Origin of the sequence: Streptomyces tropicalis, from assembly GCF_029269835.1 — a bacterium.
Lineage (GTDB): Bacteria > Actinomycetota > Actinomycetes > Streptomycetales > Streptomycetaceae > Streptomyces > Streptomyces tropicalis.
Map to the genome: position 1 here is coordinate 58,655 of NZ_JARJBB010000020.1, position 20,096 is coordinate 78,750.

The 20,096-nt window shown below is 72.8% G+C and carries 13 protein-coding genes and 5 tRNA genes; 7 read left to right on the plus strand and 11 right to left on the minus strand.

Annotated elements, in window-relative coordinates; all coding sequences use genetic code 11:
- Window positions 1–254: 254 nt before the first annotated feature.
- Window positions 255–1,364 carry a Leu/Phe/Val dehydrogenase gene (locus P3H78_RS27435; RefSeq protein WP_276111856.1) on the minus strand — a complete coding sequence of 370 codons (1,110 nt, stop codon included), beginning with the start codon at window positions 1,362–1,364 and terminating at the stop codon, window positions 255–257.
- Between the two features lie 232 nt (window positions 1,365–1,596).
- On the opposite strand from P3H78_RS27435, the gene P3H78_RS27440 reads away from it, so the two are divergent.
- Together P3H78_RS27440 and bldC are read left to right on the plus strand one after the other, a co-directional pair.
- The gene (locus P3H78_RS27440; protein WP_276111857.1) at window positions 1,597–2,448 is read left to right on the plus strand and encodes a DUF8083 family protein; all 852 of its coding nucleotides are present in this window, start codon (window positions 1,597–1,599) and stop codon (window positions 2,446–2,448) included.
- A gap of 535 nt (window positions 2,449–2,983) precedes the next feature.
- On the plus strand, window positions 2,984–3,190 hold the full coding sequence (gene bldC, locus P3H78_RS27445; RefSeq protein WP_003949541.1) for a developmental transcriptional regulator BldC: 207 nt from the start codon (window positions 2,984–2,986) through the stop codon (window positions 3,188–3,190).
- Window positions 3,191–3,663: 473 nt separating this feature from the next.
- Here the strand turns inward: bldC and P3H78_RS27450 are convergent, their stop codons facing one another.
- The 8 genes from P3H78_RS27450 to P3H78_RS27485 form a co-directional block, all read right to left on the minus strand.
- The gene (locus tag P3H78_RS27450; protein WP_276111858.1) at window positions 3,664–3,867 is read right to left on the minus strand and encodes a DUF6274 family protein; all 204 of its coding nucleotides are present in this window, start codon (window positions 3,865–3,867) and stop codon (window positions 3,664–3,666) included.
- Window positions 3,868–4,223: 356 nt separating this feature from the next.
- Window positions 4,224–4,298, minus strand: a tRNA-Asp gene (locus P3H78_RS27455).
- A 92-nt stretch (window positions 4,299–4,390) separates the two neighbouring features.
- Window positions 4,391–8,368: an ATP-dependent RNA helicase HrpA gene (gene hrpA, locus P3H78_RS27460; protein WP_276111859.1), complete on the minus strand. Its 3,978-nt coding sequence runs from the start codon at window positions 8,366–8,368 to the stop codon at window positions 4,391–4,393.
- 118 nt (window positions 8,369–8,486) lie between these two features.
- On the minus strand, window positions 8,487–8,822 hold the full coding sequence (locus P3H78_RS27465; protein ID WP_276111860.1) for a hypothetical protein: 336 nt from the start codon (window positions 8,820–8,822) through the stop codon (window positions 8,487–8,489).
- 178 nt (window positions 8,823–9,000) lie between these two features.
- A tRNA-Phe gene (locus tag P3H78_RS27470) sits at window positions 9,001–9,074 on the minus strand.
- A gap of 24 nt (window positions 9,075–9,098) precedes the next feature.
- Window positions 9,099–9,173: transfer RNA gene (locus tag P3H78_RS27475), tRNA-Asp, on the minus strand.
- Between the two features lie 49 nt (window positions 9,174–9,222).
- Window positions 9,223–9,295: transfer RNA gene (locus tag P3H78_RS27480), tRNA-Glu, on the minus strand.
- 81 nt (window positions 9,296–9,376) lie between these two features.
- Window positions 9,377–10,996: a metallophosphoesterase family protein gene (locus P3H78_RS27485; protein WP_276111861.1), complete on the minus strand. Its 1,620-nt coding sequence runs from the start codon at window positions 10,994–10,996 to the stop codon at window positions 9,377–9,379.
- 253 nt (window positions 10,997–11,249) lie between these two features.
- Between P3H78_RS27485 and P3H78_RS27490 the strand changes: the two genes are divergently transcribed.
- Window positions 11,250–11,600, plus strand: a complete 351-nt coding sequence (locus P3H78_RS27490) for a metallopeptidase family protein (RefSeq protein ID WP_276111862.1) — start codon at window positions 11,250–11,252, stop codon at window positions 11,598–11,600.
- A 1-nt stretch (window position 11,601) separates the two neighbouring features.
- On the opposite strand, the gene P3H78_RS33340 is transcribed toward P3H78_RS27490, so the two are convergent.
- Window positions 11,602–12,264: a hypothetical protein gene (locus tag P3H78_RS33340; RefSeq protein ID WP_313884429.1), complete on the minus strand. Its 663-nt coding sequence runs from the start codon at window positions 12,262–12,264 to the stop codon at window positions 11,602–11,604.
- A 192-nt stretch (window positions 12,265–12,456) separates the two neighbouring features.
- Between P3H78_RS33340 and P3H78_RS27500 the strand changes: the two genes are divergently transcribed.
- The 3 genes from P3H78_RS27500 to P3H78_RS27510 all read left to right on the plus strand — a co-directional run bounded on the left by P3H78_RS27500 (window position 12,457) and on the right by P3H78_RS27510 (window position 16,567).
- Entirely contained in the window at window positions 12,457–14,673 is a 2,217-nt protein-coding gene (locus tag P3H78_RS27500; RefSeq protein WP_276111864.1) for a DEAD/DEAH box helicase, read from the plus strand.
- Window positions 14,674–14,870: 197 nt separating this feature from the next.
- Complete coding sequence (locus P3H78_RS27505; RefSeq protein ID WP_276111865.1) at window positions 14,871–16,406, plus strand: amino acid permease; 1,536 nt, start codon at window positions 14,871–14,873, stop codon at window positions 16,404–16,406.
- A gap of 88 nt (window positions 16,407–16,494) precedes the next feature.
- Window positions 16,495–16,567, plus strand: a tRNA-Lys gene (locus P3H78_RS27510).
- A 132-nt stretch (window positions 16,568–16,699) separates the two neighbouring features.
- Here the strand turns inward: P3H78_RS27510 and P3H78_RS27515 are convergent.
- Entirely contained in the window at window positions 16,700–18,628 is a 1,929-nt protein-coding gene (locus P3H78_RS27515) for a trypsin-like serine peptidase (RefSeq protein WP_276111866.1), read from the minus strand.
- Window positions 18,629–19,333: 705 nt separating this feature from the next.
- On the opposite strand from P3H78_RS27515, the gene P3H78_RS27520 reads away from it, so the two are divergent.
- On the plus strand, window positions 19,334–20,023 hold the full coding sequence (locus P3H78_RS27520; protein WP_276111867.1) for a DUF4232 domain-containing protein: 690 nt from the start codon (window positions 19,334–19,336) through the stop codon (window positions 20,021–20,023).
- Window positions 20,024–20,096: the final 73 nt, after the last annotated feature.

Below are 20,096 nucleotides of genomic sequence, written 5' to 3' on the forward strand. Positions count from 1 at the left end.
CGGTACCTGAGCCCGCGGCCATACGGTACGTCGCCCGTAGGACGCGCGTGTGCACAGAACCTTCGAGGCGCCCCGTCCTCGCTGGTCAGTGGCAATTTTAACCACGTGTTGACGGGCGACCCGCCGGTGGAAGTGAGAGTTCTCTCCAACTGCCCACCGACAGGTACCGCTCAAACACGAAACACCCGACCGCTTCGGTGCGTCCCCGTCCGTCTCCGGGGGGTCACGGGACGGCCCGGAGGGTCACCGCACGGTCACGCGGACACCGGGGTGCCCGCCCCGCGCGCCTCCGCCATCCGCTGCTCGGCGATCCGGTCGGCCGCCGCGGCCGGCGGAATCCCGTCCTCCTTCGCACGCGCGAAGATGGCCAGCGTGGTGTCGAAGATCTTCGCGGCCTTCGCCCGGCACCGGTCGAAGTCGAAGCCGTGCAGCTCGTCGGCGACCTGGATGACTCCGCCGGCGTTCACCACGTAGTCCGGCGCGTAGAGGATCCCGCGGTCGGCGAGGTCCTTCTCCACGCCCGGGTGGGCGAGCTGGTTGTTGGCCGCGCCGCAGACCACCGTGGCGGTCAGCACCGGCACGCTGTCGTCGTTCAGGGCGCCGCCGAGCGCGCAGGGGGCGTAGATGTCGAGCCCCTCGGTCCGGATCAGCGTCTCGGTGTCGGCGGCCACCGCGACGGACGGGTGCTCGGCCACGATGCGCGCCACGGCCTCCTCGCGCACGTCCGTGACCACGACCCGGGCGCCCTCGTCCAGCAGGTGCCGCACGAGGTGGTGCCCGACCTTGCCGACGCCGGCGACGCCGACCGTGCGGCCGCGCAGCGCGGGGTCGCCCCACAGGTGCTGGGCCGAGGCGCGCATGCCCTGGTAGACGCCGAAGGCGGTGAGCACGGAGGAGTCGCCCGCGCCGCCGTTCTCGGGGGAGCGCCCGGTGGTCCAGCGGCAGGTGCGGGCCACCACGTCCATGTCGGCCACGTAGGTGCCGACGTCGCACGCGGTCACGTACCGGCCGCCGAGGGAGGCGACCATCCGCCCGTAGGCGAGCAGCAGTTCCTCGGTCTTGTCCCGCTCCGGGTCCCCGATGATCACGGCCTTGCCGCCGCCGTGGTCGAGTCCGGCCATGGCGTTCTTGTAGGACATGCCGCGCGCGAGGTTCAGCGCGTCGGCGACGGCCTCCGCCTCGGTCGCGTACGGGTAGAAGCGGGTGCCGCCGAGCGCGGGGCCGAGGGCGGTGGAGTGGAGCGCGATCACGGCCCTGAGGCCGGTGGCGCGGTCCTGGCAGAGCACGACTTGCTCATGGCCGCCCTGCTCCGAGTGGAACAGGGTGTGCAGTACATCAGCAGGTGCGCCGGTTACGTCGGTCACGGTGGTGACTCCTGGGTAAGTAGCGGCGGGTGGGGCGGGGCCCCCGTGCGGGTGGCGGGGGTCGTGGCATGAGGGTAGAGCCTGATCCGGCCACGGTGGGTGAGGTGGTCGGGATCACCCTCCCTCTGAGTATGTTCCCGCTCGGACGTGGGACGATTTGCAGTGTTTCGCCGTCCGGTCCGGCGGGGGCCGCGGCGGGTTTCGGGTCTGGTCCGATGGGGAGGGAGCAGGCGTGCCCAAGGTGTCCTCGGTGGTCGTCCCCTACGCGACGTACCTGCGCGTGTACGAGCCGCTGGCCGCCTTCCCCGAGCCGGAGCGCAGTCACTGGGCCCGCTACGCGCGCCGCCCCGAGCGCCCCTCCTACCAGGACGAGCTGCGCCGCTCGCTGGCCGATCTGCTGCCCACCCCGCCGGTGCCGGTGCCGGTGCACGAGAGCCCGGACGCCTTCGTCCTCGACGTCGACGGCGTGGTCTGCGTCTGTCCGTGGCGCACCCGGCTGCGCGGCTGGCAGGCGCTGGACGAGCCGACCGGGGAGCTTCCCCCGGTGGTCCTGGACGCGGTGCTGCCGCCGGTGGTGCGCCGCCAGGCCGCCCAGGACTACGAGCGCTGGCTGGCCGGGAACCCGGACGCCCGGCCCTGGATCCGCACCGCGACCTGGCAGGTCCCGCTGAACTGGTTCGTGCTGGTCTCCGACGAGGAGCGGGAGTACGTGAAGGGCAGCGGGGACTCCGGGGACGAGACGCCGGTCCTGCGGTACCGGACGCCGATGGTGCAGGCCCGGCGGCGGGTGGCGCGGGCGCTTCGGACGCTCAAGGACACCGTGGACGAGGGGCCGCTGATCGACGGACTGGTGGACGTCGGGCGATGGCTGGAGGAATTCCATCCCCGCTCGCTGGTCGAACTCGACTACGGCGGCCTGGTGCACGTGCTGCCGGCGGGGGAGCTGGAGGGCGATCACTCGGCGGCGGACGTGGCCGAGGGGATCGAGGCGCTGCGGCGGGGCGACGGCGCCGCCGCGGGCGAGGCCTACGCCCGGCTGGTGGAGCGGTGGCGGTCGGTGGGCGACCGCCGGGCGGCCAACTGACGACCCGGGCGACGTGACCTGCGTCACGGACCAAGTGGCCCCGCACAGCGTACGGTCAGGGGCATTTCGGGAAGTTGACGGGACGTAGGTCCCGATCCGGGCTTATGTCCCCCAAGGGTGACGGACGGCACTTACCCGGCCCTTGCGCCGCTTGCCCCTCCTCATGCCAAAATAGGACAAGGAGCCCGGGGAGGGCTCTGCTCGTCCACATATGCTCCCTCGTGGGCGGAAATCTCAGCATTGCACGCTTTGGGGGGTCTGGTGACTCCTGATCGTCCTGTGACTGATCGTCACAGTGACGTGACTGTCCGCTATGGCATGGTCCATCGGCTTCCGTCGCTGATGAACACCTGGGAGGGCAATTCCATCGGTTTGGCCGACGCGGCTGGACAGATGGTGTAGTTGTAGTGCCGAGGACAAGCCGTTCGTCCTATAACCGACTCGACTCGCGTCCGCCATTTCGGGCAACGCGGGTCAAGGTGCAGAATTTAGAGGAAAGAACCGAGAAGGTTCGGTTCTCCCGAGGAGGCCGCTCATGACCGCTCGCACCCCTGATGCCGAGCCGCTGCTGACCCCGGCTGAGGTCGCCACCATGTTCCGCGTCGACCCCAAGACGGTCACGCGCTGGGCGAAGGCCGGCAAGCTCACGTCGATCCGCACGCTCGGCGGGCACCGCCGCTACCGCGAGGCCGAGGTCCGCGCACTGCTCGCGGGCATCCCGCAGCAGCGCAGCGAGGCCTGACAACTCCATAACCGGGTCGCCCGGCTGGTCCCCCAAACCCGCCGAAGCGCCCCGACCCTCAGCTCCAAGCGACGCGGGTCCTGCCCCAACAGGCCCCACGCCCACGCCGATCAGAGCTCCGCAGGCAAGTGAACAAGGGTGCGTCGTCGATCGCGCTGGACTCCGCCGGGTCCAGCGCGATCTTTTTGTGCGCAGGGTGGCGGCGGGCGGCGGGCGGCGGGCGGCGGCGCGGTGAGCGGGCTTGTCGGAGTCTGGGGAGGGCTGTCGGATCCGTTGCGGAGGCGCTCGGATGCCAGTGCAATTGCACATATTAAATTGACCCGTTGTAGGGCGGGAGTAAGTACCGCAGTTTCAAAAAGTCATGCGGTGACACCCGTCACATGCTGTTCTCCTTGTTGCGCCCGGCGCGCGTGCGCTAATGGAAGCGCGCGTTCCACCGCCCCACGGCGCAGCGGGAGTTCGGGTCGTGGAGGTCATGCCGGGGACGGCGTCTCGTCCTCGGCCGGCAGCTCCGGCGCCTCCGTCTCCCAGTCCGTCTCCGACGGGGCGCCGTCCATCGCCAGGCGCAGCAGGCGGTGGCAGACCGGGCAGTGGCGGGTGACGTGGCGGTACGACGAGGCGGCCGCGAGGTGCGCCCTGAGCAGTGCCCGTGTCTTGTGCGTGGCCGGTCCCCCCATACGCCCCCTCCGGCGGGCCGTACGCGAGCAGGCCCTGGTCCCTGGGTACCGGCGGAGGGTGCCCTCGTCAAGACGGCGCGAGGGCCGCGGGTGCGGAGCGGCCCGCTCCGCACCGGCCGGCGGGCCGTCGGGGCCGCGTCGGGGCCCTGGGCGGCCGCGTCGGGCCGTCCGGGCTTCCGGGCGGCCCTGCGGGTCCGTCCCGGGCTCCGCGGAGCCGTCGGGCGCCCGGGCGGGGTCCGCCGCGGACACGGGGCGCCGGCCGATCGGCCGGTCGGGGTACGGGAGTCGGGCGGGCGGCGTCGCCCGGGCATGAAGAAGGCCCGCGTCCGTTTCCGGATGCGGGCCTTCTTCCGATGCGGTCCTGACGGGATTTGAACCCGCGGCCTCCACCTTGACAGGGTGGCGAGCACTCCAAACTGCTCCACAGGACCAGGTTTCGCTGCGCTTCTCTGCGTTGCGCTGCGAGAAGGACTGTACAGGACGGCGAGCCGCCTGGTCGAACTCACTCAGGGTGCCGGCGGCGTCACGGTGCGGCGGCGTCGATCGCCTTCACGATCCGCTTGTCGGAGACCGGGTACGCCGTGCCGAGCGCGTGGGCGAAGTAGCTCACCCGGAGCTCCTCGATCATCCAGCGGATGTCCCGCACCGGGGCCGGCACCGGACGGCCCTGGGGGAGCTGTTCGAGCAGCCAGGCGTACTCGTCCTGCATCTCGCGGACCTTCTCCATCCGCGTGGTGTCCCGCTGCACGTTCGTCGGCATCTGCTGGAGCCGGCGGTCCGCGGCGATCAGGTAGCGCATCAGGTCCGGCAGCCGGCGCAGGCCCGTCGCCGTCACGAAACCCGGCTTCACGAGCGCGTCCAGCTGCGCCCGTACGTCCGCCAGGTTGCGCAGCAGCACGGTGCTGCGCACGCCCTTCAGACGGCGCTCGCATGCCTGCCAGGCGGCCAGCACCTGCTGCACCTGCCCGACGGTCCGCACGGTCACGTCGACGATCTCCGCGCGCACCTTGTCGTACAGCGTGCGGTACGACGCCTCGTCCCAGACCGGGCCCCCCAGGTCCGCTATCAGCCGGTCCGCCGCGGCCGTGGCGCAGTCGTCGAACAGCGCCTGCATCGACCCGTGCGGGTTCGCCGACAGGGCCAGCTTCTGCTGGTTGGTGAGCTTCTGGGATGCGAACTTCGCCGGGTTGACCGGGATGTTGCGCAGGATCAGCCGGCGGGTGCCCCGCCACATCGCCTCGGCCTGCTCGGCCTCGGTGTCGAAGAGGCGTACGGAGACCGTGTCGCCGTCGTCGACCAGCGCCGGGTACGCCTTCACCGGCTGGCCGGCCCGGCGGGTCTCGAAGACGCGCGGCAGCGGGCCGATGGTCCAGTCGGTCAGTCCGGACCGCTCCAGGGACTCGCCGCCCTGCCGCACCGCGCTGGCGGCCGCGGCCTGGGAGAGGGCCATGCGGGCCTTCGGCTTCAGCTGGAGCCGCAGCGCCTCGAGGTCCTTGGCCTCGGCGAGCTTGCGGCGCCGCTCGTCGACGATCCTGAAGGTGATCTTCAGGTGGTCCGGGATCCTTGACCAGTCGAAGTCGCCCGCCTCGAAGGGCACGCCGACCATCCGCTTCAGTTCGCGGGCCATGGTCGTGGTGAGCGGCTCCTGGAGCGGGACCGCCCGCTCCAGGAAGGCCTTCGCGTAGTTCGGCGCGGGCACGTAGTTCCGGCGGATCGGCTTGGGCAGCGAGCGGATCAGCTCCGTGACGACCTCCTCGCGCAGGCCGGGGATCTGCCAGTCGAAGCCCTCGTCGGTGACCTGGTTGAGCACCTGGAGCGGGATGTGGACGGTCACGCCGTCCGCGTCGGCGCCCGGCTCGAACTGGTACGTCACCCGGAACGTGAGGCCGCCCTGGCGCCAGGAGTCCGGGTAGTCGGCCTTGGTGACGGCCTCCGCGGACTCCCGGATGAGCATCTCCCGCTCGAAGTCCAGGTGGTCGGGCTGCTCCTGCCGCTTGTGCTTCCACCAGGAGTCGAAGTGCGCGCCGGACACGACGTGTTCGGGCACCCGCTGGTCGTAGAAGTCGAAGAGGGTCTCGTCGTCGACCAGGATGTTCCGGCGCCGGGCGCGGTGCTCCAGCTCCTCGACCTCGGTCAGCAGCCGGCGGTTGTCGGCGAAGAACTTGTGGTGGGTGCGCCAGTCGCCCTCCACCAGGGCGTGGCGCAGGAACAGCTCCCGGCTGGCCTCGGCGTCGACGCGGCCGTAGTTGACCTTGCGCTGGGCGACGATCGGGACGCCGTACAGGGTGACCTTCTCGTAGGCCATCACGGCCGCCTGGTCCTTCTCCCAGTGCGGCTCGCTGTACGTGCGCTTGAGGAGGTGCCCGGCGAGCGGCTCGACCCACTCGGGCTCGATGCGGGCGTTGACCCGCGCCCACAGGCGGGAGGTCTCCACGAGTTCGGCGGACATCACGAACCGCGGCGGCTTCTTGAACAGGGCCGACCCCGGGAAGATCGCGAACTTGGCGTTGCGGGCGCCGAGGTACTCGTTGCGGCCGCCGTCCTTGCGGGCGCCCGGGCCGGAGTCCTTGGACTCCTTCACGTCCTTCATGCCGACGTGCGAGAGCAGGCCGGCCAGCAGGGAGACGTGGATGCGGTCGGCGCCGGCGTCCTCCTCGGCGAGGTGGATGCCCATCTGCTTGGCGACCGTGCGCAGCTGCGTGTAGATGTCCTGCCACTCGCGGATGCGCAGGAAGTTGAGGTACTCCTGCTTGCACATCCGGCGGAACGAGGACGAGCCGCGCTCCTTCTGCTGCTCGCGCACGTACCGCCAGAGGTTGAGGTAGGCGAGGAAGTCGCTGGTCTCGTCGCGGAAGCGGGCGTGGTGCTGGTCGGCCTGGCTCTGCTTGTCGGCGGGCCGCTCGCGGGGGTCCTGGATGGACAGCGCGGCGGCGATGACCATGACCTCGCGCACACAGCCGTTGGTGTCGGCCTCCAGGACCATGCGGGCCAGCCGGGGGTCCACGGGCAGCTGGGCGAGCTTGCGCCCGGTCTCGGTCAGCCGCTTGCGGGGGTCCTTCTGGGCCGGGTCGAGGGCGCCCAGCTCCTGCAGCAGCTGCACGCCGTCGCGGATGTTGCGGTGGTCCGGCGGGTCGATGAAGGGGAACTTCTCGATGTCGCCGAGCCCGGCCGCGGTCATCTGGAGGATGACGGAGGCCAGGTTGGTGCGCAGGATCTCCGCGTCGGTGAACTCCGGGCGGGCGTCGAAGTCGTCCTCGGCGTACAGGCGGATGCAGATGCCGTCGCTGGTACGGCCGCAGCGGCCCTTGCGCTGGTTGGCGCTGGCCTGCGAGACGGGCTCGATGGGCAGCCGCTGGACCTTGGTGCGGTGGCTGTAGCGGGAGATGCGCGCGAAGCCCGGGTCGATGACGTACTTGATGCCGGGGACCGTCAGGGAGGTCTCGGCGACGTTCGTGGCCAGCACGATCCGGCGGCCGGTGTGCGGCTGGAAGACGCGGTGCTGCTCGGCGTGCGAGAGCCGGGCGTACAGCGGCAGCACCTCGGTGAAGCGGTACTGCTTCCTGGTCAGCGCGTCCGCGGTGTCGCGGATCTCCCGCTCGCCGGACAGGAAGACCAGGATGTCGCCCTTGCCCTCGGCCATCAGTTCCTCGACGGCGTCGGTGATCGCGGTGATCTGGTCGCGGTCGGCGTCCTCGGAGTCCTCCTCCAGGAGCGGCCGGTAGCGCACCTCCACCGGGTACGTGCGCCCGCTGACCTCGACGATCGGGGCGTCCCCGAAGTGCCGGGAGAAGCGCTCGGGGTCGATGGTGGCGGAGGTGATGACGACCTTGAGATCGGGGCGCCGGGGCAGCAGCTGGGCGAGGTAGCCGAGCAGGAAGTCGATGTTGAGCGAGCGCTCGTGGGCCTCGTCGATGATGATCGTGTCGTAGGCGCGCAGCTCGCGGTCGGTCTGGATCTCGGCGAGCAGGATGCCGTCCGTCATCAGCTTGACGAAGGTGCCGCCCGGGTCCACCTGGTCGGTGAAGCGGACCTTCCAGCCGACGGCCCCGCCGAGCGGGGTGTCCAGCTCCTCCGCGACACGTTCGGCGACGGTGCGGGCCGCGATCCGGCGCGGCTGGGTGTGCCCGATCATGCCGCGCACGCCGCGGCCGAGTTCCAGGCAGATCTTGGGGATCTGCGTGGTCTTGCCGGACCCGGTCTCACCGGCCACGATCACGACCTGGTGGTCGCGGATCGCCGCGGCGATCTCGTCCTTCTTCTGGCTGACCGGGAGCTGTTCGGGGTAGCCGACCGCGGGGACGCGGGCGCGCCGCTCCTGCATCCGGGCCTCCGCCGTGCCGATCTCGGCGTCGATCTCGGCGAGGACGGCGGCCAGGGCGTCCGGCTTGCGGATCTTGCGCGCGCCGTCGAGCCTGCGGCCGAGCCGGTGCGCGTCGCGCAGCGACAGCTCGGTCAGGCGGGGGGCGAGGGCGCCGAGGGCGGGGGCGGGATGCGTAGACATACGCGGTCCAGGATCTCACCTCGGGGAAATGACATGCGAACCATTTGACGCGGGTGCCGCGGCGGGGCGTCCCTGCCTGGGGGAGCGGGGTGCTCCCGGCGGGTCGTCGCGCCGGGTGTCACTGGCCGCGCCGAGGCGGTGGGGCCGCGGGGGCGTCCGGGGCCGGCGGGGCCTGTTCGCGGCGCGCGGTCGTGCCGTCGCCCAGGGCGATGGCACGGGCGGTGTTGGAGACGGCCTTGATCCCGAGATACGCCGTGGTCGTGCCGCTCACCGCGGTGAACGCCGCCGTGAGGACGCCGACGATCACCGCCCGGTCCGCGTCGAGCCGCCAGACCCCGAAGACGGCGACACCGGCGATCGCGAGATTGCTGACGATCACGGCGAGCAGCCCGTACCGGGCCCGGTCCTTCTCCAGTTCGCTGTCCCGGACGGCTCGCGCCTCGTCCCTGCTCATGGCCCCCCGGATCCTGCGGCACGTCGCCGGCCAGGCAGAACGTAGCGCCGCTCGGGGCGCCTGCCAAGACGGCCGGCGGCCGATGGCCGGGAAGGGGTGCCCGGCGCCCGGCCCTCCGGAGCCTGCCGTCCCCGCACACGACGAAGGCCCCGTTCTCTCGAACGGGGCCTTCCGGCGGTGGCTGGGGCCGGGGTCGAACCGGCGACCTATCGCTTTTCAGGCGATCGCTCGTACCAACTGAGCTACCCAGCCACGAGGTTTCACGTGAAACCTCAGCGGTCCTGACGGGATTTGAACCCGCGGCCTCCACCTTGACAGGGTGGCGAGCACTCCAAACTGCTCCACAGGACCTCGTGGTTGTGTGCGAACCAGCGAGGCAAGTCTCGCACACCGTACTGCGTGCCCCCAACGGGATTCGAACCCGTGCTACCGCCTTGAAAGGGCGGCGTCCTAGGCCGCTAGACGATGAGGGCTATCGGCCCGCCTGAGCGCCTTTCGGCGCGTCGGGGACGTGAGAAGCATATGGGATGGCGCGGGGTATCGCCAAAACGGTTTCAGGGGCCCGGGGAGGAGGGCGCCGGCGGGGCGTGCCGGGCGCCCGGCTGGTTCTCCTCGGGCAGGTGGCGGCTGACCTCGGCGGTCGTCTGCCCGAGGCCGCCCAGCCTGATCGCGTCCCATGCCTGGAGGCGGTGGGTGTCCCGGTCGACGTAGAGGATCGAGGCCTCGATCGGGTCCGGATACCTGCCCTCGACGGCCCGCAGTCCGCTGCCGCCCGTCGAGCCCTCGATGCGCAGGCGTGTGCCGTACTCCAGCACCTCGGTGCCCTCGTGGTGCAGGTGCCCGGCCAGCACCAGCGGCACGGTGCCGTCGGTCTCCCGCGCGGCCACCGGCTCGTGGGCGACCGCGATGTCCACGGGGGTGCCCCTGGTCCGCTGGTCGCGCAGCGCCGACGCCAGGCGGTCGCCCGCCAGCCGCTCGGCCGCGTCCCCGCCCGGTACGGCGGAGCGGTCGGGGGTGAACTGCGGGTCCCCGGTTCCGGCGAAGCGCAGCCCGGCCACCGTCTCCGCGCGGCCGCCGTCCAGCACGTGCACGTTCTTCATGTGCTCCAGTCGGCGCTGGGTGAGCATCGAGTCGTGGTTGCCGCGGACCCAGACGTAGGGGGCGCCGAGATCCGCCACCGGGTCCAGGAAGCCGTTCTCGGCGGCCGTGCCGTGGTCCATGGTGTCGCCGGAGTCGACGATCACGTCGACCTTGTACTGCTCCACCAGCGAGGCGATGATCTTCCAGCTCGCCGGGTTGAGGTGGATGTCCGAGACGTGCAGCACCCGGATCGTCGTCGGGTCCGGCGCGTAGGCGGGCAGCGTGGACGTGACGTCGTAGAGCTTGGTCACGTTCGTCACCAGGCGGGCCAGTTCCTTCTGGTACACGTCGAACTCGGTCACGATGTTGCGGGCGTTGCCGACCACCGAGGGTGCGGAGGACAGCAGCCCCGAGAACCTCGGTTCGAGGACCGACTTCGGGTTCCAGGTGGCGAAGGCGGTCGCTCCGCAGGCCGCGAGCAGGGTGAGCGCCAGACCGCCGGCGGCCAGGGCGGGCCGGGGGCGCCGGTACACGACGAGTCCGAGCGCCGTCGCGCCGGAGACGACGGCGACGCACGAGCGCACGGCCAGGTCGAGAGTGCCGTGCTCCAGGTCCCGCACGATCTCGTCCTGCAGGCCCGAGATGCGCTCGGGATGGTCGACCAGCGCCTGGGAGCGGACCGGGTCGAGCTGGTCCACGTTGACGTCCAGGCGGATCGGGGCGACGTGGCTGTCCAGCTCCAGCGCGCCCAGCGGAGAGACGTTGATCTTCGTGCCGCCGGTCAGGGAGGGGCGCAGGGTCATCGTGGTGTCCATGGGCCCCACCGGCACCCGCACGTTGCCCACGATCAGCAGGCCCAGCCAGGCGCCCAGGAGCACCACCGCGAGCAGGGCGAGGGCGCGGGTCCAGGGGCCGGTGCCCGGACCGGTGCCCGAGGGTTCCACCGCTCCCGTCGCTCCCGCGCGGCGGGCCCGGTGACGGACGGGGAGCCGGGGGAGGCCTCGGCGGCAGAGGGAGAGCAGGCGCGCCGTCCGGGCCCGGACGCCGCGCGGGCGGTCGGCGCGGTTCAGGTCTGCGACGGGGACGCGGCCCATTGGGCGCGTATGCCCAAGCGGGCAGCGGGATATGCGCGGCCGCGGCGGGCGACCGGCACCCCGCGCGGCGCGGATGCCCCGGCCCGGGCATCCGCCGGGGGACTCCGGATGCGCCGGGCGCCGGGGCCGCTCCATCGCACGAGGGGCGCGCGGGACGGGCGGGACGTGTATCCGCCGAGGGCGCGTGGAGGCGCGGGGCGCACCGGACGGTTCGCGCCACTCCTCGGCGGGCCCCGTGCCGGACAATGGCCCTGTGCTGGAGATGACGCGCGAGGAGTTCGAGGAACTGGTGGCCGAGGCCCTCGACCGGATCCCACCGGAGCTGACGCGGCTGATGGACAACGTGGCGGTGTTCGTCGAGGACGAGCCGCCCGCCGAGGAGCCCGGGCTGCTCGGGCTGTACGAGGGGACCCCGCTGACGGACCGCGGCGAGTGGTACGCCGGTGTGCTGCCCGACCGCATCACCGTCTACCGCGGGCCGACGCTGCGCATGTGCGCGACCCGGGACGACGTCGTCGCGGAGACCGAGGTCACGGTGGTGCACGAGATCGCCCACCACTTCGGGATCGACGACGCCCGCCTGCACGCCCTCGGATACGGCTGAGTCACACCGGCGGCAGTGGCGTGTCCTTGCGCGGGGGCGGGGAGTTGGGCACGGCGACGACTGCATCCGCCCCGGAGGTGGCTCCCGTGCGCCCCATGAACGTACCCGTCCGTCTCGCCGTCGCGGTGGCCGCCGTCGCGGCCACCGCCGGCTGCATGAGCGTGGGCGAGGACACCGGCGGCGGGGCCAGGCCGTCGCACTCCGCGGACCGGCGGGCCGGTGGGGCGCCGGACGGCGGCCGGGCCGGATCCGGCGGCGGCCGGGGCCGCGACGCGAACACCGGCGACGGCACGCACGGGCACGGCGGCAGCCGGAAGGACGGCAGCCCGTCGTCGTCCGCCTCGCCGTCGGCCGCCGGCAGCGCGTCCGCGGTGCCGCCGGGGAAGCCGGGGACGCCCGCGAAACCGGGGCAGCCGCCGGCGCCGGGGCAGCCCACGCCGACCCAGGGCCAGCCGGTGCCCACCCACACCCCTCCGGCATCGGATCCGCCGCCCGTGTCCCCGCCCCCGCCGCCGGACACGTCCCAGCCCTCGGCCGAACCGTCGTCGTCGGCCCACGAGGGCACCGGCACCCAGCTGGTGCGCCGGGAGCCGGCGCCGGCGGCGGGCGCGCCGGTGTAGCGCCGGACGCCCCGCGCGGGCGGCGCCCCACGCCTCGTATGCACGCGGTTTGCGTTCGGGCATAGGGAGTGCGTATGGTGGTAGATCGTTTGATCCCATTTGCCCGGCGCCCCCACAGAGCGCGCCGTGTGGCGCGTACTCTCCCTTGCCGTGGCGGACCGCATCGAGGCGGTCGTGAGCGAAACACGGAGTTGACGGGCGCGTGCCGAAGAGACTCCGGAAGGTTTCGCATTCGTATGTCCCTTGCCAGTACTGATCACGCCGTCGTGCCCGAGAACGCCGACGGCGCGGACGAAACAGCCCTCGTGGACGGCACCGCCGAGACGCAGCAGGAGGCCCCCGAGGCCACCTTCGCCGACCTCGGCCTGCCCGAGGGCCTCGTCCGCAAGCTCGCGCAGAACGGCGTGACCACCCCCTTCCCGATCCAGGCCGCGACCATCCCGGACGCCCTGGCCGGCAAGGACATCCTCGGCCGCGGCCGCACCGGCTCCGGCAAGACCCTCTCCTTCGGTCTGCCGACCCTGGCCACGCTGGCCGGCGGCCACACCCAGAAGAAGCGGCCGCGCGCCGTCATCCTCACCCCCACGCGTGAACTGGCGATGCAGGTCGCCGACGCGCTGCAGCCCTACGGCGACGTGGTCGGCCTGCGGATGAAGGTCGTCTGCGGCGGCACCTCGATGGGCAACCAGATCTACGCCCTGGAGAAGGGCGTCGACATCCTCGTCGCCACCCCGGGCCGTCTGCGCGACATCATCAACCGTGGCGCCTGCTCCCTGGAGGACGTGCAGATCGCCGTCCTCGACGAGGCCGACCAGATGTCCGACCTGGGCTTCCTGCCCGAGGTCACCGAGCTGCTCGACCAGGTCCCGCCGGGCGGTCAGCGGATGCTGTTCTCCGCCACGATGGAGAACGAGATCCAGACCCTGGTCGACCGCTACCTCAAGGACCCGGTCTCCCACGAGGTCGACGCGGCGCAGGGCGCGGTGACGACCATGTCGCACCACATCCTGATCGTGAAGCCCAAGGACAAGGCGCCGGTCACCGCGGCCATCGCCTCCCGCAAGGGCCGCACCATCATCTTCGTGCGCACCCAGCTCGGCGCCGACCGCGTCGCCGAGCAGCTGCGCGACGCCGGCGCCAAGGCCGACGCGCTGCACGGCGGCATGACCCAGGGCGCCCGCACCCGGACGCTGGCCGACTTCAAGGACGGGTACGTCAACGTCCTGGTCGCCACCGACGTCGCCGCCCGCGGCATCCACGTCGACGGCATCGACCTGGTGCTCAACGTCGACCCGGCCGGCGACCACAAGGACTACCTGCACCGGGCCGGCCGCACCGCCCGGGCCGGCCGCACCGGCACGGTCGTGTCCCTCTCCCTGCCGCACCAGCGGCGCCAGATCTTCCGGCTGATGGAGGACGCGGGCGTCGACGCCTCGCGCCACATCATCCAGGGCGGGGCGGCCTTCGACCCGGAGGTCGCCGACATCACCGGCGCCCGCTCGATGACCGAGGTGCAGGCCGAGTCCGCGGGCAACGCGGCGCAGCAGGCCGAGCGCGATGTCTCCCATCTCACCAAGCAGCTGGAGCGCGCGCAGCGCCGCGCGACCGAGCTGCGCGAGGAGGCCGACCGGCTGGTCTCCCGGGTCGCCCGCGAGCGCGGCGAGGACCCCGAGGCCGCGGTGGCCGAGGCGCAGGCGGCCGTCCAGGCGGCCGAGGTGTCGGTGCCGGAGCAGCCGGCGGCCCAGGACGTCGACCGCGCCGAGCGCGCGGACCGCGAGGAGCGCCCGGCGCCGTCGTACGAGCGTCGTGACGACCGCGGCGGTTTCCGCCGTGACGACCGGGGTGACCGTGGCGGTTTCCGTCGCGACGACCGCGGTGACCGTGCTGACCGCGGTGGGCGTTCGTTCGACCGTGACCGTGGTGAGCGGGGTTTCGAGCGTCGTGACGACCGCGGTGGCTTCCGCCGTGACGACCGGGGCGACCGTGGCGGTTTCCGCCGCGACGACCGCGGTGACCGTGCTGACCGCGGTGGGCGTTCGTTCGACCGTGACCGTGGTGAGCGGGGTTTCGAGCGTCGTGACGACCGCGGTGGCTTCCGCCGTGACGACCGGGGCGACCGGGGTGACCGTGGCGGTTTCCGCCGCGACGACCGCGGTGACCGTGCTGACCGCGGTGACCGGGGCGGCCGCTCCTTCGACCGCGACCGTGCGCCCCGCTCCTTCGAGCGCCGTGACGACCGCGGTGGCTTCCGCCGCGACGACCGTCCCGCCCGGCGCGACGAGCGCGGTGGTCACCGCGGCAGCGACCGCCCGTTCAACCGCGACCGCCAGGGCGACCGCCCCGGCTTCCGCTCCGGCGGCCACGACCGCCCGTACGGCCGTCGTGACGACCACCGCGGTGGCGGCTCCTTCGGCCGCCGCGACGACAAGCCGCGCTGGAAGCGCAACGGCTGACGCGGAGGCGCCCGCCCGGCGCACCGCTCCGAGGGCCCGTACGACTCCCGTCGTGCGGGCCCTCCGCATGTCCGGGCACGGGCCCGCACGATCCCGCACGCGGCGCCCCACGGGACACCGCACCCGCCGGCAACTCTTGGCCACAGCACCTGCCGTGCGCCGCATGTGATCGCGTCGGCGAGGGAATCGCTGGGGGCATGACAGATCACGTCAGCACGAGCGGGTCCTCCGACGAAGAGCGGCTGGCCCAACTCGGCTACACCCAGGTCCTCGCCCGGCGCATGTCGGCGTTCTCCAACTACGCGGTCTCCTTCACGATCATCTCGGTGCTCTCCGGCTGCCTGACCCTCTACCTCTTCGGCATGAACACCGGCGGTCCCGCCGTGATCACCTGGGGCTGGGTGGCCGTGGGACTGATGACCCTGTTCGTCGGGCTGTCCATGGCGGAGATCTGCTCGGCCTACCCGACCTCCGCGGGCCTGTACTTCTGGGCCCACCGGCTGGCGCCGCCGCGGTCGGCCGCCGCCTGGGCCTGGTTCACGGGCTGGTTCAACGTGCTCGGCCAGGTCGCGGTGACCGCGGGTGTCGACTTCGGTGCCGCGTCCTTCCTGGGCGCCTACCTCAACCTCCAGTTCGGCTTCCATGTGACGCCCGGCCGCACGATCCTGCTCTTCGCGGCGATCCTGCTGGTGCACGGCCTGCTCAACACCTTCGGCGTCCGCATCGTCGCCTTCCTCAACAGCGTCAGCGTGTGGTGGCACGTGCTGGGCGTGGCGGTCATCGTGGGCGCCCTGGCACTCGTCCCCGACCAGCACCGCTCCGCGACCTACGTGTTCACCCACTTCGTCGACAACACCGGCTGGGGCAGCGGCGTCTACGTCGTCCTGCTCGGCCTGCTCATGGCGCAGTACACCTTCACCGGCTACGACGCCTCGGCGCACATGACGGAGGAGACCCACGACGCCTCCACGGCCGGCCCGCGGGGCATCGTCCGCTCCATCTGGACCTCGTGGATCGCCGGCTTCGTCCTCCTGCTGGGCTTCACCTTCGCCATCCAGGACTACGGCAAGGAGCTGGCCTCGCCGACCGGTGCCCCGCCCGCGCAGATCCTCCTCGACGCGCTCGGCGCGACGGCGGGCAAGCTGCTGCTGCTCGTGGTGATCGGGGCTCAGCTGTTCTGCGGGATGGCGTCGGTGACGGCCAACAGCCGCATGATCTACGCCTTCTCCCGGGACGGCGCGCTGCCCCTGTCGCACGTGTGGCACACGGTCAGCCCGCGCACCCGCACCCCGGTCGCCGCGGTCTGGCTCGCCGCGTGCGGCGCCCTGGCCCTGGGACTGCCGTACCTGATCAACGTCACGGCGTACGCGGCCGTCACCTCCATCGCGGTGATCGGCCTCTACATCGCCTACGTCGTCCCGACCCTGCTGCGGCTGCGCAGGGGCGAGGACTTCGAGCGCGGGCCCTGGCACCTGGGCCGCTGGTCGCGGGCGGTCGGCGTGGTGTCGGTGACCTGGGTCGGCGTGATCACCGTCCTCTTCATGCTCCCGCAGGTCGCCCCGGTCACCTGGGAGACGTTCAACTACGCCCCGGTCGCCGTGCTGGTGGTCCTCGGCTTCGCCGCGACCTGGTGGCTCGCCTCGGCCCGCCACTGGTTCCTGAACCCGGACCACGCCCGCACCCGCGCCCGCGAGGCGGCCCGCGCCGGGGCTCCCGAGCCCGTCGATCCGTAACCCGACCGGCACCCGCACGGCCCGCCGCCCCGATACCCGATCGGCGACAGGGCTTCCTCCGGCTATGCTCGGGTAGGCAACATCGCCTGGGCCCTTAGCTCAATTGGCAGAGCAGTGGACTTTTAATCCATTGGTTGTGGGTTCGAGTCCCACAGGGCCTACGGCTGCGGGAGAGGTCTCACCCCCTCCGACCCGCTGCGCGGCACCCGATCCGGCTTCGGCCGGGCCGGGTGCCGCGGTGTTTCCCGTCCCCGTCGCCCCGCCCCTCCGTGGGAGCGGGGCGGCAAGGTCGGTCAGGCGTGGGGGACCAGGGTCCTGGCCGGGCCCAGGTGGTCCCCGGCCGTGTCGGGGTACAGGGTGGTGCTGCCGTCGGGGGCGCGGACGACGAGGTCGTCGGTGCGGTGGTCGCCGGTGAAGTTGCCGGTGGTCATCACGGTGTTGCGGGTCCACGGTCCGCCGTTGCGGACGCGGGACCGCGCGCCGAGGCCCGCGGTCGAGGTGCCGGCGTACGTGTCGAGTTCACCGTTCGGCCACTGGGCCATGAGGTCCCACGTGCCCTTTCCGGAGAACTCGCCCGCGGTCAGCAGGGCGGCCCTGCTCCAGGTGGGGTTGGGGGCCGTGAGCATGTGCTCCGTGCCGAAGGCGCCCGCACGCACGCCGGTGTAGAGGGACAGCTCGCCGTCGGACCAGCGGACCACCAGGTCGTCGACGCCCGGGTCCGCGTCGAAGCGGCCGGCGGAGAGCTGGGTGGCGTGCTGCCAGGTCTTGTTGGGGCCGATCATCCGCGTGCCGGGCCCCTTCAGGCCCTGGGCGGCGACGTCCGGGTGGAGGGTGACCCTGCCGTCGGACCAGCGGACCATCAGGTCGAAGCGGTCCGAGCCGGTGAAGTTGCCCGCGGTGACGGCCGACGCCTGCGTCCAGGCCGAGTTGGCGGCCAGCAGGCGGCGCTCGGAGACGAAGCGGCCCGCGCCGTCACTCGTGTAGAGGGTGGTCTCGCCGTCGGTCCACACCACGACCATGTCGCTGTGCCCGGTGCCGCCGAAGTCGCCCGAGGCCAGGAGCCGGGCGTGCTTCCAGGTCGTGCCGTCGCCCATGGAGTAGGGCAGGGGCGGTTGCCGGTAGGGGCCGTGGTCGGTGTGGAGGCCCTGCCGGGCGTCGGCGTAGAGCTGGAGGAAGCGGTCCCCGTACAGCGGGCTGTAGGTGATCCGGTTGTACAGCGGGTCCGTGCTCGGGACGTCGGGGCCGCCCGCCAGGAAGCCGCCCACGTTGCCGATGATCTCGCCGGTGCTCCCCGAGGCGTCGACCTTCGAGAACCACGGACCGCCGGAGACGCCGCCCCACATGCCGGCGCAGTCGATCCGCATCTGGTTGTACGCGGGCAGCGCGGCCGTGGTGACGTCGCGGCAGCGGAAGGCCTGGTCGTTCTTGTTGTGGGCGATCGTCGGGTAGCCGACGACCGTGACCTTGTTGACGAAGTCCGGGGTGCGGGCGATGGTGTTGGCGCCGACCACGTCCTGGACCTCACGGCCGCCGCCCGGCTGGAGGCTCGCGAAGGCGAAGTCCAGGTCGGAGGCGGGGCTGCGGTCCGAGGCGTACCGGGTGTCGCGGAACCACTCCTTGACCGGCCAGATGCCGTACGGCTGCGCCCCCGCCGGCTTGGTGGCGTCGTACATCGGGACGAACGCCGCCCTGTCGCCGCGGCAGTGACCGGCGGTGAGGACGAGGTCGCGTCCCGGGCTGCTCACCACGCTCGCCGTGCAGTAGTGGGCCTTCATGCCCTTGTCCGTGGCGAAGAGGACGCCGACGGACTTCATGCCGCCGAAGAAGGCGCCGCCGGCCTGCGCCGCGCCGGAGCGCCGCTGCGCGTGCGGTGCCGCCGCGCCGGGGGGCGGGGCGGTGCGGCCCGAGGGGTCGGTCGCCATGGCCATGCGCTCGCGGGTCCAGAACCGGATCGCGTCCTGCGCCGACCATGTGTCGTCGGAAGTCCTCGCGGAGCCCTGCGCGGAGCTTTTCGTGGAGGCCCTCGTCGTGGGCTTCGCCGTGGGCATCGGGGCGCCCTCTCCGGCGGTCCCGCCGGGGGTGTGGGCGCCGGTCGTCGTCCCGGCGGTGCGTTCCGCGGGGGCCGGGGCGGGTGCGGCGGCCCGGGCCGCGGCCGCGTCGCCCAGGACCAGCGCGGCGCACAGTGCGGCCGCGGGGCCCAGGCGTATTCGTCTGTGGGGCACGAGGATCTGCTCCGGATCGGGCACGCCGGACGGCGGCGGACCGCCGGGGCGTGCGGAGTGGGTGGACCGGTGGGGCCCGCGCGGACGCGGGCTCCGGCCGGTGACGTTTCCTCCGGTGGGGCGTCGTCCCGTGAAGGGGCGCCCCGCCGGGGGCCGTCGGACGGGTCGTCGGTGTGGTGTCAGCCGGGCCGCGCGCCGCAGCGGCGGCGGGCCGTGCTCCCGGTGGCGTGCGGCGCCGTGCGCCGCGGGGGACGGGTGTGCGAAGTGCCCTGCGGCGAGGACGACGTGGTGCCGTCGCCGGCGATGTCCGTCCTCGGCCGGGGCGGGGCCGTCGCGCGGCCGGCGCCGGGAGCAGCCGTGGGGCGAGCGGCGGCGCGGTCGGCACCGCGCGGGCCTCTCCCCCGGTGGGCGTCGGTGGACGCGGCGAGCATCCCCTCACGCATGACAGCGCACCCCCCGATGCGTCCTTTGTGCCGCCGTGCGCAGCACCGCCGCGACCGTGGTCGGCGGTCGCGGCCGCCATGATCGCATGTATACGGTCGGCATGTACACCGAAATGCGGCAGCAGGCGGCGATCCCGGCATTTGGCGGCAATGTGGGGGCGGGCGGAGAACCTTTCCCCGGATTCCCGCATCTTCCAGTCCGGAACACGCGAGTGGACACGCCCGGGCTTTCGACGGGACGGCTTCGACAGGGGATGTTCTGATGACGCAGCGGACGGCGGCACTCTCGGCGCTCGGCCTGACCGTGATCCTGACCGTTGCTGCCTGCGGTCCGTCCGACCGCGCGGCCGCGCCCCCGGCGACCGCACCGTCCCGTGCGACCGCGACGGCGACCGCCCCGCACACTCCGCGGACGTCCGCCCCGCCCGCGTCCGCCCCGCCCGCGTCCGGCACCCCGCGGACGTCCGCCCCGCCCCGGAGGACCTCCGTCCCGGTCCCGCCCGGGTCCCGGCACCCCGCCGCGTGCGGCACCCGCCGCCTGCGGTGGAGGCTGACCCGCGTCGCCGACCGGACGGGGAACGCTCCGGCGGCCGTGCTCGGCGCGACCAACGGCGGCGCCGTCCCCTGCGCCTTCGACGGCTACCCGGGCTTCGACGTCCACCTGGGCAAGGGGCCGCAGGTGTCGTCGAAGCCGCGGACGGCGGCCCGGGTCCGGCAGGTGCTGAACCCCGGCCGGGGCCTGGACTTCCCCCTCTACTACCAGGCGACCGCCTCCCGCGACGGGAGCTGCTTCATCCCGGCCCGGGAGAACCCGCGCATCGAGGTGCGGCCGCCGCATCCCGGCCGCGGCGACTACGGCGCCCCGCTGCGCCTGACCGACGGGCACGGCAGGAGGCTGCGCGCGGCGGTGTGCGGGTTCGGCATCACGATCGGCGCACCCCGGCCCCGGTAGTACGCCCCGGCACGACAGGGCAACCCCCCGCCGGGACGGGGCCCTGACACCCGCCCGGACGGGCCCCGGCTCC

Excerpts from the sequence above, each read along its gene's own strand:
- P3H78_RS27450 (WP_276111858.1), bottom strand. The coding sequence starts at position 3,867 with ATGGGGGGACCGGCCACGCACAAGACACGGGCACTGCTCAGGGCGCAC.
- P3H78_RS27500 (WP_276111864.1), top strand. The coding sequence starts at position 12,457 with ATGTCCCTTGCCAGTACTGATCACGCCGTCGTGCCCGAGAACGCCGAC.
- bldC (WP_003949541.1), top strand. The coding sequence starts at position 2,984 with ATGACCGCTCGCACCCCTGATGCCGAGCCGCTGCTGACCCCGGCTGAG.
- P3H78_RS27485 (WP_276111861.1), bottom strand. The coding sequence starts at position 10,996 with ATGGGCCGCGTCCCCGTCGCAGACCTGAACCGCGCCGACCGCCCGCGC.
- P3H78_RS27465 (WP_276111860.1), bottom strand. The coding sequence starts at position 8,822 with ATGAGCAGGGACGAGGCGCGAGCCGTCCGGGACAGCGAACTGGAGAAG.
- hrpA (WP_276111859.1), bottom strand. The coding sequence starts at position 8,368 with ATGTCTACGCATCCCGCCCCCGCCCTCGGCGCCCTCGCCCCCCGCCTG.
- P3H78_RS27520 (WP_276111867.1), top strand. The coding sequence starts at position 19,334 with ATGACGCAGCGGACGGCGGCACTCTCGGCGCTCGGCCTGACCGTGATC.
- P3H78_RS27505 (WP_276111865.1), top strand. The coding sequence starts at position 14,871 with ATGACAGATCACGTCAGCACGAGCGGGTCCTCCGACGAAGAGCGGCTG.